The organism is Dermacoccus sp. PE3 (assembly GCF_001021715.1).
Taxonomy (GTDB): domain Bacteria; phylum Actinomycetota; class Actinomycetes; order Actinomycetales; family Dermatophilaceae; genus Dermacoccus; species Dermacoccus abyssi.
The window spans coordinates 1-13,438 of sequence record NZ_LDCM01000001.1; the positions used below are offsets into that span (position 1 = coordinate 1).

15 protein-coding genes are annotated in these 13,438 nt (G+C 67.1%); 7 read left to right on the plus strand and 8 right to left on the minus strand.

Annotated elements, in window-relative coordinates:
• Window positions 1–186 precede the first annotated feature (186 nt).
• The 4 genes from AA983_RS00005 to AA983_RS15950 all read left to right on the plus strand — a co-directional run bounded on the left by AA983_RS00005 (window position 187) and on the right by AA983_RS15950 (window position 3,785).
• On the plus strand, window positions 187–1,686 hold the full coding sequence (locus AA983_RS00005; protein ID WP_047310238.1) for an MFS transporter: 1,500 nt from the start codon (window positions 187–189) through the stop codon (window positions 1,684–1,686).
• Between the two features lie 17 nt (window positions 1,687–1,703).
• On the plus strand, window positions 1,704–2,276 hold the full coding sequence (locus AA983_RS00010; RefSeq protein ID WP_047310239.1) for a TetR/AcrR family transcriptional regulator: 573 nt from the start codon (window positions 1,704–1,706) through the stop codon (window positions 2,274–2,276).
• Window positions 2,273–2,602 (plus strand): DUF3817 domain-containing protein, encoded by a 330-nt coding sequence (locus AA983_RS00015; RefSeq protein ID WP_047310240.1) that lies wholly within the window; start codon window positions 2,273–2,275, stop codon window positions 2,600–2,602. The genes AA983_RS00010 and AA983_RS00015 overlap by 4 nt, the downstream gene beginning before the upstream one ends.
• 526 nt (window positions 2,603–3,128) lie before the next feature.
• Window positions 3,129–3,785 (plus strand): AAA family ATPase, encoded by a 657-nt coding sequence (locus tag AA983_RS15950; protein ID WP_129662738.1) that lies wholly within the window; start codon window positions 3,129–3,131, stop codon window positions 3,783–3,785.
• Window positions 3,786–4,048: 263 nt separating this feature from the next.
• On the opposite strand, the gene AA983_RS00020 is transcribed toward AA983_RS15950, so the two are convergent.
• Genes AA983_RS00020 through AA983_RS00030 form a run of 3 tightly spaced genes read right to left on the minus strand, consistent with a single transcriptional unit; the run spans window position 4,049 to window position 6,809 of the window.
• On the minus strand, window positions 4,049–4,804 hold the full coding sequence (locus AA983_RS00020) for an alpha/beta hydrolase (protein ID WP_082128583.1): 756 nt from the start codon (window positions 4,802–4,804) through the stop codon (window positions 4,049–4,051).
• A 23-nt stretch (window positions 4,805–4,827) separates the two neighbouring features.
• Window positions 4,828–5,127 carry a hypothetical protein gene (locus AA983_RS00025; protein ID WP_047310241.1) on the minus strand — a complete coding sequence of 100 codons (300 nt, stop codon included), beginning with the start codon at window positions 5,125–5,127 and terminating at the stop codon, window positions 4,828–4,830.
• On the minus strand, window positions 5,127–6,809 hold the full coding sequence (locus AA983_RS00030) for a 3-hydroxybutyryl-CoA dehydrogenase (protein ID WP_047310242.1): 1,683 nt from the start codon (window positions 6,807–6,809) through the stop codon (window positions 5,127–5,129). Before AA983_RS00030 ends, AA983_RS00025 begins: the two co-directional genes overlap by 1 nt.
• A gap of 264 nt (window positions 6,810–7,073) precedes the next feature.
• On the opposite strand from AA983_RS00030, the gene AA983_RS00035 reads away from it, so the two are divergent.
• A complete protein-coding gene (locus tag AA983_RS00035; RefSeq protein ID WP_052946693.1) occupies window positions 7,074–7,703 on the plus strand; it encodes a hypothetical protein in 630 nt (209 codons plus the stop codon).
• Between the two features lie 11 nt (window positions 7,704–7,714).
• The gene (gene nucS / locus AA983_RS00040; RefSeq protein ID WP_047310243.1) at window positions 7,715–8,410 is read left to right on the plus strand and encodes an endonuclease NucS; all 696 of its coding nucleotides are present in this window, start codon (window positions 7,715–7,717) and stop codon (window positions 8,408–8,410) included.
• Window positions 8,411–8,420: 10 nt separating this feature from the next.
• Here nucS and AA983_RS00045 read toward each other — a convergent pair whose 3' ends face one another.
• Window positions 8,421–8,807 carry an STAS domain-containing protein gene (locus tag AA983_RS00045; RefSeq protein ID WP_052946695.1) on the minus strand — a complete coding sequence of 129 codons (387 nt, stop codon included), beginning with the start codon at window positions 8,805–8,807 and terminating at the stop codon, window positions 8,421–8,423.
• Between the two features lie 230 nt (window positions 8,808–9,037).
• Here AA983_RS00045 and AA983_RS00050 point away from each other — a divergent pair, with 230 nt between their 5' ends.
• Window positions 9,038–9,679, plus strand: coding sequence for a cob(I)yrinic acid a,c-diamide adenosyltransferase (locus AA983_RS00050; protein ID WP_047310244.1), 642 nt, complete (start codon window positions 9,038–9,040; stop codon window positions 9,677–9,679).
• 77 nt (window positions 9,680–9,756) lie between these two features.
• Here AA983_RS00050 and AA983_RS00055 read toward each other — a convergent pair whose 3' ends face one another.
• The 4 genes from AA983_RS00055 to atpD form a co-directional block, all read right to left on the minus strand.
• A complete protein-coding gene (locus tag AA983_RS00055) occupies window positions 9,757–10,194 on the minus strand; it encodes a DUF2550 family protein (protein WP_047310245.1) in 438 nt (145 codons plus the stop codon).
• A gap of 14 nt (window positions 10,195–10,208) precedes the next feature.
• Complete coding sequence (locus AA983_RS00060) at window positions 10,209–10,478, minus strand: F0F1 ATP synthase subunit epsilon (RefSeq protein ID WP_047310246.1); 270 nt, start codon at window positions 10,476–10,478, stop codon at window positions 10,209–10,211.
• A 64-nt stretch (window positions 10,479–10,542) separates the two neighbouring features.
• Window positions 10,543–11,856, minus strand: a complete 1,314-nt coding sequence (locus AA983_RS00065) for a uracil-xanthine permease family protein (RefSeq protein WP_156170109.1) — start codon at window positions 11,854–11,856, stop codon at window positions 10,543–10,545.
• A 116-nt stretch (window positions 11,857–11,972) separates the two neighbouring features.
• Window positions 11,973–13,433 carry a F0F1 ATP synthase subunit beta gene (gene atpD, locus AA983_RS00070; protein WP_047310248.1) on the minus strand — a complete coding sequence of 487 codons (1,461 nt, stop codon included), beginning with the start codon at window positions 13,431–13,433 and terminating at the stop codon, window positions 11,973–11,975.
• Between the last annotated feature and the right edge of the window lie 5 nt (window positions 13,434–13,438).

Genomic DNA, 13,438 nt, shown 5'->3' on the forward strand with positions numbered 1-13,438 from the left:
CCCAACTGAGGCACCAGCTCGTCCGGTTTTGCCTGCATCGAAGTGCCGCGCCTTCGCTCTAAAACCTTCCAAGCTTCGCCGCCCGCACGCCATGCATAGCGCGCGCCGTGAGTCTCTCCCTCCGTCGACTTAACTACACCATCCATTTGGTACAGTTATGTCGTTCACGACGAGGGGAAGACGCGCATGTCCGCGATGACGAAGAGGCGACGCTGGTCGCTGCTGGTGACGGTTGGAGCAGGTCTGCTGCTGATCACCTTGGATAACTCGATTCTCTACACGGCCCTGCCGACGCTGACTGAGGAACTGCAGGCTTCGAACACACAGAGCCTGTGGATCATCAATGCCTACCCCCTGGTGATGGCGGGGCTGTTGCTGGGCAGCGGAACCCTGGGGGATCGCATCGGCCACACGCGGATGTTTGTTGTCGGCCTGGTGATCTTCGGGTTGGCGTCCCTGCTCGCAGCGTTGGCGCCGTCGCCCGAGGTGCTGATCGGTGCACGCGCTGTGCTCGCTGTCGGTGCGGCAGCGATGATGCCGGCAACCCTGGCACTGATCCGCACGTACTTCACGGTCGAGCGCGAGCGGAATTTTGCGATCGCGATCTGGGGCAGCCTGTCGGTCGTCGGGTCCGCTCTCGGTCCGATTCTCGGCGGCACGCTGCTCGAGTTCTTCTGGTGGGGCTCGGTGTTCCTGGTGAACGTGCCCGTAGTGGCGCTGGCGCTGGTTGCTACCTGGTTGATCCGCCCGGCCAATGACCCGGATCCTTCGAAGCGCTGGGATGCCGTGTCTTCGATACTGGTGATGATCGGGCTCGTCGGAACGGTGGTGGCCATCAAGGAGATCGGCCACGCGCCCCCGTCTGTCGCGACCATTGTTGTTGCGCTGCTCGTTGCTGCCATCGGGTTCTGGCTCTTCGTGCGCCGTCAGCGGCGCCTGGAGAATCCGCTGCTGGAGTTCTCCATCTTCCTCAACCCGGCGTTCAGTGCTGGCGTGCTCGCCGCGGCGTTCGCGATGTTCGCCATCGGTGGCATCCAGCTTGTCACCACGCAACGTTTCCAGCAGGTCGTCGGCTTCAGTCCGCTGGAGGCTGGGCTTTTGGTTGCCGTGATTGCCGTGGGCTCGTTGCCGACAGCGCTCCTGGGTGGTGCCTTCTTGCACCGTGTCGGGCTGCTCGCGCTGATCACCGGTGGTCTCGCCGTCGCCACCGGCGGCGTCGTGGTGACGGTAGTCGGGTTCCAATCATCCTTCGGCGTGCTGGTTCTCGGCCTTCTGGTGACGGGTGCCGGTCTCGGAGCTGCCATGTCGGTCGCTTCCACCGCCATCATCGGGAACGTGCCGGTGCGCCGTGCAGGCATGGCCGCTTCCCTCGAAGAGGTCTCCTACGAGTTCGGCAGCCTCATCGCCGTGTCCGTGCTCGGAAGCCTGCTCACGGCCATCTATACCGCCAGTGTTGTCCTCCCCAACGGTGCACCGGCGGCGGCTGGTGACGGTATCGCTGAGGCACTGGAGGCGGCGCAGGGAGACGCCGCCATCATTCAGGCGGCCTCCACGGCCTTCGACTCCGCGTACCTCGTTGTGATGCTAGTCGTTGCCGGCGTCCTGGCAGCGGCCGCTGTCATCACGGGAGTGCTGCTGCGTCGGTACCTGCCTGGCACGCAGTCACAGCTGCACTCCGAGCACTGACCACGAAAGGACCGCTCATGCGGACCAGCAAACGAGACTCCATCCTCCAAGCCGCCCTCCACGTTGTCGAAACCGACGGCGTCACGGCCGTCACGTACGAATCCGTGGCCGCCGCCTCCGGACTCACCAAAGGTGGGCTGCTCTACCACTTCCCCTCGAAGGACGCCCTGGTGCTCGCGCTGCACGAGCATCTTGCCGAGCGCTGGGACCACGAGATGATCAACGTCCTGGGCAAGGACCCAGACGAGGCAACGCAGGACGAGCGCCTCGCCGCCTACGCCCGCGTGAGCGCTCGCAGCGCCACTGGCCCCGAGCTGCTGCTCATGCTCGAGGCGAGCACCGACAGCGAGCTCAACAAGCCGTGGAGAAGGGTCATCTCCCGATGGATACCCGACCCTGCCGAGATTGACCCGACTGACCCTCGGGCGTTGCAGAAGATGGTCGCGTACCTTGCCGCCGACGGACTCTGGCTTAGCGAATCCGTCGGAGCCGCCCCTCTTCCGCCCGAACTGCGCGCCGCGCTGGCAGAGCACCTCGCCCGCTCCGTCGCGGACGCAGACGAACTCCCGAGCAACGAGGCGAACCAATGAGCGCAAGCACCCAGCAGCGTTATGGACTTCCGCTTGTGGCAAGAGTCTCCATCGTCGCGGCCTTTCTCGAAGCCTTCACCTGGGCTGGTCTGCTCGCCGGGATGTTCCTCAAGTACGTGACGGGCACAACCGACGTCGGTGTCAGCATCTTCGGCGCCCTGCACGGCGGCATCTTCCTCATCTACCTCGCCATAGCGCTCATCACCGCCATCACCCTGCGGTGGCCATGGCGGGTCACAGCTCTCTCGATCATCGCCGCGGTACCGCCACTGACGACCATTCCCCTGGAGATCTGGCTACGTCGACGAGGACACCTCAGCTGCTGACGATGACACTGCCGCCCTCGCATCGGCGGCAGGACTCTCGACCACGGACGGCCAGACCACGCTTGTCATCGGTACCACCAACTAAAGCCGCCACGGAGCATCGACAGAACACCGCCATTTACCGGCGAAGGTCACAAGCCACATAGAGGAGCAACTGTGCAAATAGGGTGTACTCCACCCGCACACGCCGTTCGTAGACGCCGGAACTCAGGCGCCGACCTGCGCATTTCATCTGCTCACAGCAAGCGTCTCCAAGCCGGGGCGCCCGGGCGGCGGCGACCGGCCTTAGTCAAGGAGAATCTGATCATGCCCAAGACGGAGCGTCGCTCGCCATCGCGCTGGCCACGATCCTTAACTGGAGGCCTCGCCCCGGTGAGCAACCCGCCGTCGCGGCGGGCGGTTTACACCTCGGTCGAGTTTGAGATGATTTGCGTGGCCGCAGCAATGGTCTGGTGGATGCAAAACCACGAATGCCAGCCAGGCCGGAGCGATCTCGTTACGTTACCTAAGGGGCGAGAGGGCGCGCATGACCTTCCACGACGGTGCAGCACATGAGGAACGGATCGGACCGAACCGGGCCGCAACGAGGCTTGTCATCGTGAACGGACTGCCGGGTGCCGGTAAGTCAACGCTGGCCGCGGCACTCGCGCGGGTCTGGTCAGCAACTCTTTTCTCCAAGGACAATCCCAAGGATGTCCTCGCCGGCACCTGCCCAAGTGAACCTGACCCGAGCTGGCTGAGCCGAGAAGCTGAAGACCTCTTGTGGTTCCTCACCGCTCGGAGGCCGCGGGTCATCATCGAGACCTGGTTCGGTGGTCCAGGTCGGGCTGCGGCTGTGGTCGAGCGATTACATGGTTGTGGAATCCTCGCGTCCGAGGTTGTGGAGGTGTGGTGTGAGGTGCCCGTGTACATGGCCAGGGACCGCTTCCTGGCCCGAGCCCGCGGTGATGCCTCGCGTCACCCACGACACTTACAGGCCGGAGCAGAAACAGCCTGGTGGGACACTCTCCATGGGGAGGGGCCACTCGGCATCACCGACGTCGTGCGCGTCGACACAACTGCCCCTCTCGAAGACCAAGCGGTCGAGGAACTGCTGTGGGCGGTCTTGCACCGGACAGCGTTGCCAGCGGACGGGATCAGTCCGCGGTTCGGTCCACCTGCGACGCGGCCTGAACCCAGCTGACGACGTCCGCGAAGACCTGCTCCGCCTCGTCGGTGGTGGTGCCGGTGACGACCACGGTGCCGCGTGACAATCCGGCGTAGCCAAAACGGTCGTTTCTGCACAACCCAAGCTGGGGTGGCTCTGCACGTGGTTATGCCCCGGTCAGGGGGTAGCAGAACGACGTGCAGAACCTCGCGGCGCCGAACGTCAGTGTCGACAACCGGTCCGAGACAGCCACCAAGGGTCCCCGGGCTCACAGAGGCGCCCACCACTTGCGTGTCAATTCAGCCCTCGACCACGAGCGAAGCGTCGACCTCGGTTGGCAGGCCACCCTCGGGCAGCTTCGACGGCGCGACGATGCGCACGATCTCGTCGAGCACGCGCCGCACGTACTTCTCCCCCACCCACAGGTGCTTCGCGCCATCGACGCCGATGACGCGCGCCTGAGGAATGGCGCCGAACCGCTCGCGTGCCTCGTCGGGGCGCAGGTTGTCGTCGAGTTCGGGCACGAGCGCCGTCACCGGCTTGCGCGATTCGGCCCACGCCGCGAGGTGCTCGGGCTGCGACCACCGCAGCGGCGGCGACAGCAGGACCGCGCCCTCGATCGACGGATCGAGCCCGTGCATGAGCGTCAGATCCGTGCCGAAGCTCCACCCCACCAGCCAACGATTGGTCAGCGCCGGCGACTCGTGGAACTCCGCGAACTCAATGGCGGCGGCGACGTCGAACCGCTCACCGTCAGCCGAGTCGAACGCACCCTCCGACGTCCCGCGCGGCGACGACGTGCCACGCGTGTTGAACCGCAGCACCGCGATGTCCGCGAGCGCCGGCAGCCGGTTGGCGGCCTTCTTGTAGACATGGCTGTCCATGAAGCCGCCATGCGTCGGCAGCGGGTGCAGCGTCACGAGTGTGGCCACCGGATCGTTCGACGGCGGCAGCGCCAGTTCACCCACGAGCTTCAGGCCGTCCGCGGTGTGCAACTCGATCTCCTCGCGCCGCGCGGCGAGCACGGTGTTCGAGCGGATCTCCTGCATCGTCATGTCGATTTCCCTCGTCCGGTGGTTCAGCGCCAAGAGCCCTGCGGCGGACGCCGGTCGCGAGCCTGCCAGCAACTCGTGTGCCAATGGCGTCGATCGGTCACGTCACCGAGCCGGTCCATCGGCCAGACGACGACGTGCGGCAGCGACGACGCAAGTTGCTGCTGGCAGCCGGGGCACGTGTAGACCTTGCCCTCGCTGTTGCCCCGCAGCACCCGCACCGTCCAGCGTCCGCCGGCGTAGCTCTGGACGACATCGACGGGACGGAACGCGGCGCTGACGTCGCCGCGCGTCTCGTCCCGGCGGGGTCGGTTCCGCCGAGGCATCAGTTCCGGAAGGGACGATCCGCGAGGAGGTGCTCCGTCAGAAGCGGGGAGGGCACGAGGTGCTGCTCGCCGGTCTCGAAGTACATCTCCGCGAGGACACCGTGCACGTCGTCCGGGCCCGCCTCGTCGAGCAGCTCGAAGAGCCCCTGCGGGTAACCGCAGCCGGCCTTCATCGCCGTCTCGATGTCCTCGACCGTGGCGTAGCCGGAGTCGAGCATCTTCGCGGCGTCGTTGAGGTGCGGATAGAGCAGCGCGTCGACGACGAGGCCTGCACGGTCCTTACCGACGACGGGCGTCCAGCCGGCCGCAGCGGCGAGCGAACGCACGGTCTCGACGGCGTCAGGGCTGATGGCGACCGAACGACCGATCTCGAGCACCTGACCGGCCTTCTGCTTCTCGTGCAGGACGACGGGCACGACGGTGGCGTCGATCGTCGGGTCGCCCGTGGACGCGGTCTCGACGGATCCCTCGCCGAGCGCAGCGATGACGCCTGCGTCACCGATGGCGTCACGCACAGCGCGCAGCACCGGCTTCGCCCCGATCTCGAGGCCGCTCTCGACGTCGCCGTGCGAGGCGTCGTCTCCACCGCAGCATCCGCCGCCGCAGCAGTCGCCGTCGAGCTCGACCGCGTCAACGGCGAGCGTGACGGCCACGCCCTTGACCGAGGCTGCGTCGTCCGCCGAGACAACCCGGACGACCTCGACGCCGGCGTCGCTCAGCTCCGAGCCGAGGGCGTCGACGAGGTCACCCTCGCCGACGAGACCGACCTTGCCTTCGAGGGGCTTGGCGGGTGCCGTCGTGGCAGCGTCGTCGACCACCGTGCCGGAACCGACACCGTCGTAGGTGTAGAAGCCGTGACCGCTCTTGCGGCCGAGGCGACCGGCCGTCACCAACTGGCGCAGGATCGACGGCGAGGCGACGCTCGGGTCACCCGTGGCGTTGTAGAGCACGCCGCACACCTCGTGGATGACGTCGAGGCCGACGAGGTCGCACAGCGTGAGCGGGCCCATCGGCAGACCGACGCCGGCGGCCATGGCCGCATCGATGTCGGAGCGTGAGGCGAGGCCGGACTCGTAGGCGCGGATGGACCGCGCGAGGTAGGAGACGAGCAGAGCGTTGGCGACGAAGCCGGCGCGGTCGCCGACAACGACCGGCTTCTTGCCGAGGCGCTCGGCCAGCTCGCGGACCTGCTCGACAACCGTCTCGTCGCTCATGACGGAACGGATGACCTCGACGAGCGGCTGAACCGGCGCCGGGTTGAAGAAGTGCATACCGATGACCCGCGACGGCACCTTCGTGGCCCGCGCGATCTCGGTGATCGACAGCGACGACGTGTTCGTCGCGAGCACGCAGTCCTCCCGGACGATGCCGTCGAGCGTCGTGAAGATCGATTCCTTGATCTCGAGACGCTCCGGAACCGCCTCGATGACGAGGTCGGCGTCCTTCATGGCGGCGAGGTCGTCGCCGAACGAGACGCGGCCGACGATCTCGTCGCGCGCCGCCTCGTCGAGCTTGCCCTTGCTCACCGCACGACCGAGCGACTTCTCGAGGAAGCCCTTGCCGCGCTCGGCCAACTCGGCCGAACCGTCGACGGCGATGACGCTCAAACCGGCCTTCGCGAAGACCTCGACGATGCCCGCACCCATCGTGCCGAGCCCGATGACACCCACTGTGTTGATCATGGTCGCCAGTCTTTCAGATGTGTCCGCGCCACGGGCCGAGGCTCCCGATGCTGCGAGGAAGGTGACACAGTCAGCGCAAGCTCCTCGGACTCCTCGGCGCTCTGCTCGCCGCGCTGGCGTACGGAAGCGCCACGATCCTCCAGGCACTCGGCGTGCGTGGACTCCGGGCGGCCCCGGCCGGCAGCACCCTCCTGCAGCGGGCGCGAGCCGGGTGGTTGTACGCCGCGGGCCTGGGACTCGACGTCGTGGCGTTCGCGTGCCTCCGTGGGCGCGCTGCGCGCTCTCCCCCTCTTCCTCGTCCAGTCGGTCATTGCATCGTCGGTCGCCGTGACGGCGGTGCTCGCCGTCATCGTGCTGGGCGCCAAACTGACGCGGCGTGAGGTCGCAGCTCTGGCGGTGGTCGCCCTAGGGCTCGTCTGCCTGGCCGCCACCGCACGGGACACGCCGCCGCACGATCCGCCGTCGTGGCTGGCGCCGGCCCTCGTCGCCGTGGCCGTCCTGCTTGCCGCCGTCGGGGTCCTTGCGGCGCGTCGTCGCGCCAGCTCCGTGCTGGCTGTGGTCGCGGGGCTCGGGTACGGCGGTCTCGCCGTCGGCGCCCGCATCCTGCCGTGGAACGGCAGCCTGGGCGATGCCCTCGGGACCTGGGCACTGTGGGCGCTTGTGCTGCACGCCGTCATCGCGACCGTTGCCTACGGGTTCGCCCTCGACGCCGGCGAAACGACGTCTGTCGCGGCGATCACCTTCGCCCTGGAAACCCTGGCACCATCCCTCGTCGGCCTCGCCCTCCTCGGCGACGGGGTGCGGCCGAACACGCAGGTCCTGTCCGTCGCGGGCTTCGTCCTCACCCTCGGTGTCTGTATCGCCCTGGCCGGACGCAGCGAGGCGGAAGCGTAGGCTTACTCCTCGTGCGAATCGTGATTGCCGACTGCAGCGTCGACTACGAGGGCCGCCTGCAGGCCCACCTCCCCCTGGCCAAGCGGCTTCTCATGGTCAAGGCCGACGGCTCCGTGCTCGTGCACTCCGACGGAGGCTCGTACAAGCCCCTCAACTGGATGGCCCCGCCGTGCGCCATGGCCGAGATCGAGCCCGACGAGGTCGAGACGGTAGAGGGCGTCAGCTCCGTGTGGCTCGTGCAGCACGCCAAGTCCGACGATCGACTGCGGATCAAGCTGTACGACATCCACCACGACAGCGCCCACGAACTCGGCGTCGACCCTGGCCTTGTCAAAGACGGTGTGGAGGCGCAGCTGCAGAAGCTGCTCGCTCAACACATCGAGACCCTCGGTTCGGGCTACACGCTCATGCGCCGCGAGTACATGACGGCCATCGGACCCGTCGACATCATGTGCAAGGACTCCACCGGGGCCACGGTGGCCGTGGAACTCAAGCGGCACGGCACGATCGAAGGCGTCGAACAGCTGACGCGCTATCTCGAACTGCTCAACCGCGACCCGCACCTCGCCCCCGTGTCGGGTGTCTTCGCTGCCCAGACGATCAAGCCCCAGGCCCGAACGCTCGCCGCAGACCGCGGCATCCGCTGCGTCGTGCTCGACTACGACGCCCTCAAGGGAATCGACGACTCCGAGACACGCCTGTTCTGAGCCGGTTCGCTCAGGCGGTGGCGGCGAGCGGGACGAACTGCGTCAGCTCCCGCTCGACCTCGAGGTGACGGTCGAGCTTCGTCGCACACATCAGGCGGCGCAGTCGCGGCGAGGCGTCGGCCACGACCAGTCGCCGCCCTTCGGCAGCAGCGCGGCGGTGAGCTCCGACGATGACGCCGAGGCCCGTGGCGTCCCACACCTCGGCCTCCGAGAGGTGAACGACGAGGTCGCCCTCGCCCGCGCCGATCGCCTGGGTGAGCTCGCTGCGCACCTCACTGCTCGTGCTGGCACAGATCGACCCCACAACACCGAGTTCGGCCCCGTCGACGATGTGGCGCACCTCGGCGGTGCGCTCGCTCGTACGTGCATCGGTCTTGTCTGCAACCGGCTGGGACATGTCGTTCCCCTTCGTGCGTTCAGGACGGGCTCGGGGCGGCGGCGGGCGCCGCTTTGCTTCGCTTACCTCTACTCTGACGCGCGACCCCCACGTGAGGTTCGCCCATTTCGGTAACGAACACATAACGACTGCCAAAGGGCTGTAACGCGCCGCTCTCGCGCCCAGCTGACGGCGGGGACGGCCACACGCCTGCGCCGACACGGCTGCCCTTCGTCTGGCAGGGTGAAGCCATGGTCGTACTCAGCACCATCTACACCCGCACCGGCGACGACGGTTCCACCGGCCTCGGCGATTTCTCGCGCACCTCGAAGAACGATCCGAGGCTCGCGGCCTACGCCGACACCGATGAGGCAGGCGCCACCATCGGCCTCGCGCTCACCTGCGCCCCGGACCTTCCCGACGCACTGCGCCCCGTCCTCCTGCGCATCCAGAACGACCTCTTCGACGTCGGAGCCGATCTCTCGACGCCTCTCGTCGAGTCACCGGCGCACCCACCACTTCGCGTGCGCGAGGAGTGGATCGACGAGTTGGAGCAACAGTGCGACGAGTTCGGCGCCGAGCTACCGACGCTGCGCTCCTTCGTCCTCGCAGGTGGGACGCAGGCAGCGGCCTACCTCCACCTCGCGCGCACCGTCGTCCGGCGTGCGGAGCGGGCAGCCTGGGCTGCCCTCGACGCACACGGGGACGAGCCGGCGCCCGGTGACGGCAAGAGCGCCGAACGCCCCGGTGGCGTCAACGTCCTCACGGCGAAGTACCTCAATCGGCTGTCGGATGCGCTCTTCGTCTTCGCGCGCTACGCCAACGCCCAGGGCCCTGGGGATGTGCTGTGGCAGCCCGGCGGTGGCCGCGAAGAGGGCGCTTCCACAACCTGACGCCCGCAACGCACACCCGCGCGCGCAGGAGGGCCCCCGACACCGATGTGTCGGGGGCCCTCCCGTGCGCGCCTGACTCAGTAGCCCTGCGAGCGCAGGCCGGGCGGAGCCGACTCACTCCAGGATCGCAAGGCCGTGTAGTCGGCCGGCGCCATGGCGATGGAGAAGTGCTCCGCACCGCACTCAATCTCGACGGAGACCGCGTCGCCCGTCATGGCACGCGGCAACTCGCTCGACTCCAACGTGTTGCGCGAGCCGAGAACGAACTCGCCACGCTTCCAGATGCGCTCAGGCGTGCACCGCAGAGTCCGGAAAGTGAACCACTCGAGCCGATCCGGCCGGTAGCGCACCATGCCGGTGCGCCACGAGCCGTTCGGGTAACGGGTGGCCATGACAGCGAGGTTTCCCTCGCGCGAGAGGCTGCGGGTGCGATACACCATCGCGCCGAGCCCCACGAGCAGCGCAATGACGGCCAGCGCGAGAACGATCTCGCCGGCCGTCAGCGCATCAGACATCGTGCGTCGTTGCCTCAGGAGGCGTCGGCCATCTCGACGTGCTGCGCGACGACCGTGACGACGTTCTTGTCGACGGAGAGGAAGCCACCGTCGATCTGGACCGTGCGACGCTCGCCCGAGGTCGGGACGACGACGACGTCGCCCTCGATGAGCACGGAAAGCAGGGGCTGGTGACCGGGCAGGATGCCGATCTCACCTTCGGTGGTGCGGGCGATCAGACGGCTCGCTTCGCCTTCCCAGACCTCACGGTCGGCGGCGACGAACTTGACGTTCAGGTTGCTCATCAGGGCGATTCCTCTTCGAGTCGGTGAGTTCCCCCATGATAACCGGGGAAACGTGGGCTTCGTCTCAGGCCTTCGGCTCGCGACGTTCGACGTCGTCGGCCTTGGCGAGTGGGTCGGGCACGGCGCCGCTCGTGCGCGCCGCGAAACGCATGGTGTGGAAGAGGGCGACGGCGGCGAACGTGCCGAGCGCGATGCCGGCGAACGTGAGGTCGCCGACCTTCCAGGTGTAGTCGGCGATGCCGATGATGAGGGCCACTGCGGCCGTCATGAGATTGACCGGGTTGGCGAAGTCGACCTTGTTCTCCATCCAGATCCGCACGCCGAGCATGCCGATCATGCCGTAGAGAACGGTGGCCACTCCCCCGAGGACACCCGGCGGAATCGTTGCGATGGCCGCGCCGACCTTGGGACAGAACGACAGGAGCACGGCCGTGACGGCGGCGACCCAGTAGGCCGCGGTCGAGTAGACCTTCGTCGCGGCCATGACGCCGATGTTCTCGGCATAGGTCGTCGTACCGGAGCCACCACCGAAACCGGCCAGCGTCGTGGCGAGACCGTCACCCATGAGCGCGCGGCCCGACACGTCGTCGAGGTTGCGGTCCGTCATCTGCGCGACCGACTTCACGTGCCCGATGTTCTCCGCGACGAGCACGAGCACGACCGGCACGAACAATCCCATGACGCTCAGGTCGAAGGACGGCGAGTGGAAGTCCGGCAGGCCAAGCCAATCGGCAGCGCCGAGCGTCTTGAAGTCGACTTCCCCGCGGAAACACGCGACGGCGTAACCCGCCACGACACCCAGCAGAATGCTGAGACGCCCGAGCAGGCCCTTTGCCACCACCGTGACGGCGAGGACGACGAGAAGCGTCACGAGAGCCGTCACCGGCGACTTGATGAAGTTCTGCTTCGCGGCCGGGGCGAGGTTGAGGCCGATCAGCGCGACGATGGCTCCTGTGACCACAGGCGGCATGAGGGCTCGCAACCAGCCGTCACCCACGACGTGCACGAGCAGACCGACGAGGAACAACGCCAGACCGGCCATGACGACGCCGCCGAGCGCGGTGGCCATGTCATGCGACTTCGTGGCTGCGGTGAGCGGCGCGATGAAGGCGAACGACGACCCGAGGTAGCTCGGTACACGACCGGCCGTGAGAAGCAGGAAGAGCATCGTTCCGATGCCCGAGAAGAACAGCGTCGCCGAGGGCGGGAAGCCCGTCAGCAACGGCACGAGGAACGTGGCGCCGAACATGGCGACGACGTGCTGCATACCGATGCCGATCGTCTTCGGCCACGCGAGCCGCTCGTCCGGCGCCACCACGGCACCGGCCCGCGTCAGGTCGCCGTCGTGCAGCCGCCATTTGAGCCCGAGATCCATCACGTCGCCCTTCGTTCGTTCGTCACATGACGGACGAAGGGCCGGAGGCTTCTCGCCCCCGGCCCCTCGTCCGAATCATCACGGGTTGCCCGACACCTGCGGCGTCCGGCTCACCGAGATCAGTCCTGCTTGGCGATCTCCGCGGCCTGGCGCTCGACGTCGTCGAGGCCACCGCACATGAAGAAGGCCTGCTCCGGCACATGGTCGTAGTCGCCGTCGGCGATCTTCGTGAACGCCTCGATCGAGTCGCTCAGCGGAACCGTCGAGCCCTCGATGCCCGTGAACTGCTTGGCAACGTAGGTGTTCTGCGACAGGAAGCGCTGGATGCGGCGAGCGCGGTTGACGAGGATCTTGTCCTCTTCCGAGAGCTCGTCGATACCGAGGATCGCGATGATGTCCTGGAGCTCCTTGTTGCGCTGCAGGATTCCCTTGATGCGCACCGCGGTGTCGTAGTGCTCACGCGAGATGTAACGCGGGTCGAGGATTCGCGACGTCGACGTCAGCGGGTCCACGGCCGGGTAGATACCCATCGACGCGATGTCACGCGAGAGCTCGGTGGTGGCGTCGAGGTGGGCGAACGTCGTTGCCGGAGCCGGGTCGGTGTAGTCGTCGGCCGGCACGTAGATGGCCTGCATCGACGTGATCGAGTGACCACGCGTCGAGGTGATGCGCTCCTGGAGAACACCCATCTCGTCGGCCAGCGTCGGCTGGTAACCCACGGCGGACGGCATACGGCCGAGCAGCGTGGAGACCTCGGAACCGGCCTGCGTGAAGCGGAAGATGTTGTCGATGAACAGAAGCACGTCCTGCTTCTGGACGTCACGGAAGTACTCCGCCATCGTCAGGGCCGACAGAGCGACGCGAAGACGCGTGCCCGGCGGCTCGTCCATCTGGCCGAAGACCAGCGAGGTCTGACCGAGAACGCCGGCCTCCTCCATCTCGACCATGAGGTCGTTACCCTCACGGGTACGCTCACCGACACCGGCGAACACGGACACACCGCCGTGGTCGCGAGCGACTCGAGCGATCATCTCCTGGATCAGAACGGTCTTACCGACACCGGCACCACCGAACAGACCGATCTTTCCACCCTGCACGTACGGGGTGAGAAGGTCGATGACCTTGATGCCGGTCTCGAACATCTGCGTCTTCGACTCGAGCTGGTCGAAGGCCGGAGCGGTGCGGTGGATGCCCCAGCGCTCGTTGACCTCGAGCGTCTCGCCCTCTTCGAGGTTGAGGCAGTCACCCGTCGCGTTGAAGACCTTGCCGAGCGTCACGTCGCCGACGGGCACCGAGATGGGGGCACCGGTGTCGCGCACCTCGGAGCCACGGACGATGCCGTCCGTCGGCTGCAGCGAGATGGCTCGCACCATCGAGTCACCGATGTGCTGGGCGACCTCGAGGTTGATGTTCTTCGTCTCGCCGTTCAGCGTGACGTCGAGCTTGAGGAGGTTGTAGACCTCCGGCATGGTGTCGGCGGAGAACTCGACGTCGACGACCGGGCCGATGACGCGCGAGACGCGGCCAACGCCGGCCGCGGCGGGAGCCGCCGACTGGCTTTCGTTAATGGTGGCAGTCATGGTGA

What these genes read in the sequence shown, in the direction of transcription:
- AA983_RS00020 (WP_082128583.1), bottom strand. Translation starts at nt 4,804, where the DNA reads ATGACGATGCAGGAGATCCGCTCGAACACCGTGCTCGCCGCGCGGCGC.
- AA983_RS00055 (WP_047310245.1), bottom strand. Translation starts at nt 10,194, where the DNA reads ATGTCTGATGCGCTGACGGCCGGCGAGATCGTTCTCGCGCTGGCCGTC.
- AA983_RS00030 (WP_047310242.1), bottom strand. Translation starts at nt 6,809, where the DNA reads ATGATCAACACAGTGGGTGTCATCGGGCTCGGCACGATGGGTGCGGGC.
- AA983_RS00015 (WP_047310240.1), top strand. Translation starts at nt 2,273, where the DNA reads ATGAGCGCAAGCACCCAGCAGCGTTATGGACTTCCGCTTGTGGCAAGA.
- atpD (WP_047310248.1), bottom strand. Translation starts at nt 13,433, where the DNA reads ATGACTGCCACCATTAACGAAAGCCAGTCGGCGGCTCCCGCCGCGGCC.
- AA983_RS00060 (WP_047310246.1), bottom strand. Translation starts at nt 10,478, where the DNA reads ATGAGCAACCTGAACGTCAAGTTCGTCGCCGCCGACCGTGAGGTCTGG.
- AA983_RS00045 (WP_052946695.1), bottom strand. Translation starts at nt 8,807, where the DNA reads ATGTCCCAGCCGGTTGCAGACAAGACCGATGCACGTACGAGCGAGCGC.
- AA983_RS00025 (WP_047310241.1), bottom strand. Translation starts at nt 5,127, where the DNA reads ATGCCTCGGCGGAACCGACCCCGCCGGGACGAGACGCGCGGCGACGTC.
- AA983_RS00050 (WP_047310244.1), top strand. Translation starts at nt 9,038, where the DNA reads ATGGTCGTACTCAGCACCATCTACACCCGCACCGGCGACGACGGTTCC.
- AA983_RS00010 (WP_047310239.1), top strand. Translation starts at nt 1,704, where the DNA reads ATGCGGACCAGCAAACGAGACTCCATCCTCCAAGCCGCCCTCCACGTT.
- AA983_RS15950 (WP_129662738.1), top strand. Translation starts at nt 3,129, where the DNA reads ATGACCTTCCACGACGGTGCAGCACATGAGGAACGGATCGGACCGAAC.
- AA983_RS00005 (WP_047310238.1), top strand. Translation starts at nt 187, where the DNA reads ATGTCCGCGATGACGAAGAGGCGACGCTGGTCGCTGCTGGTGACGGTT.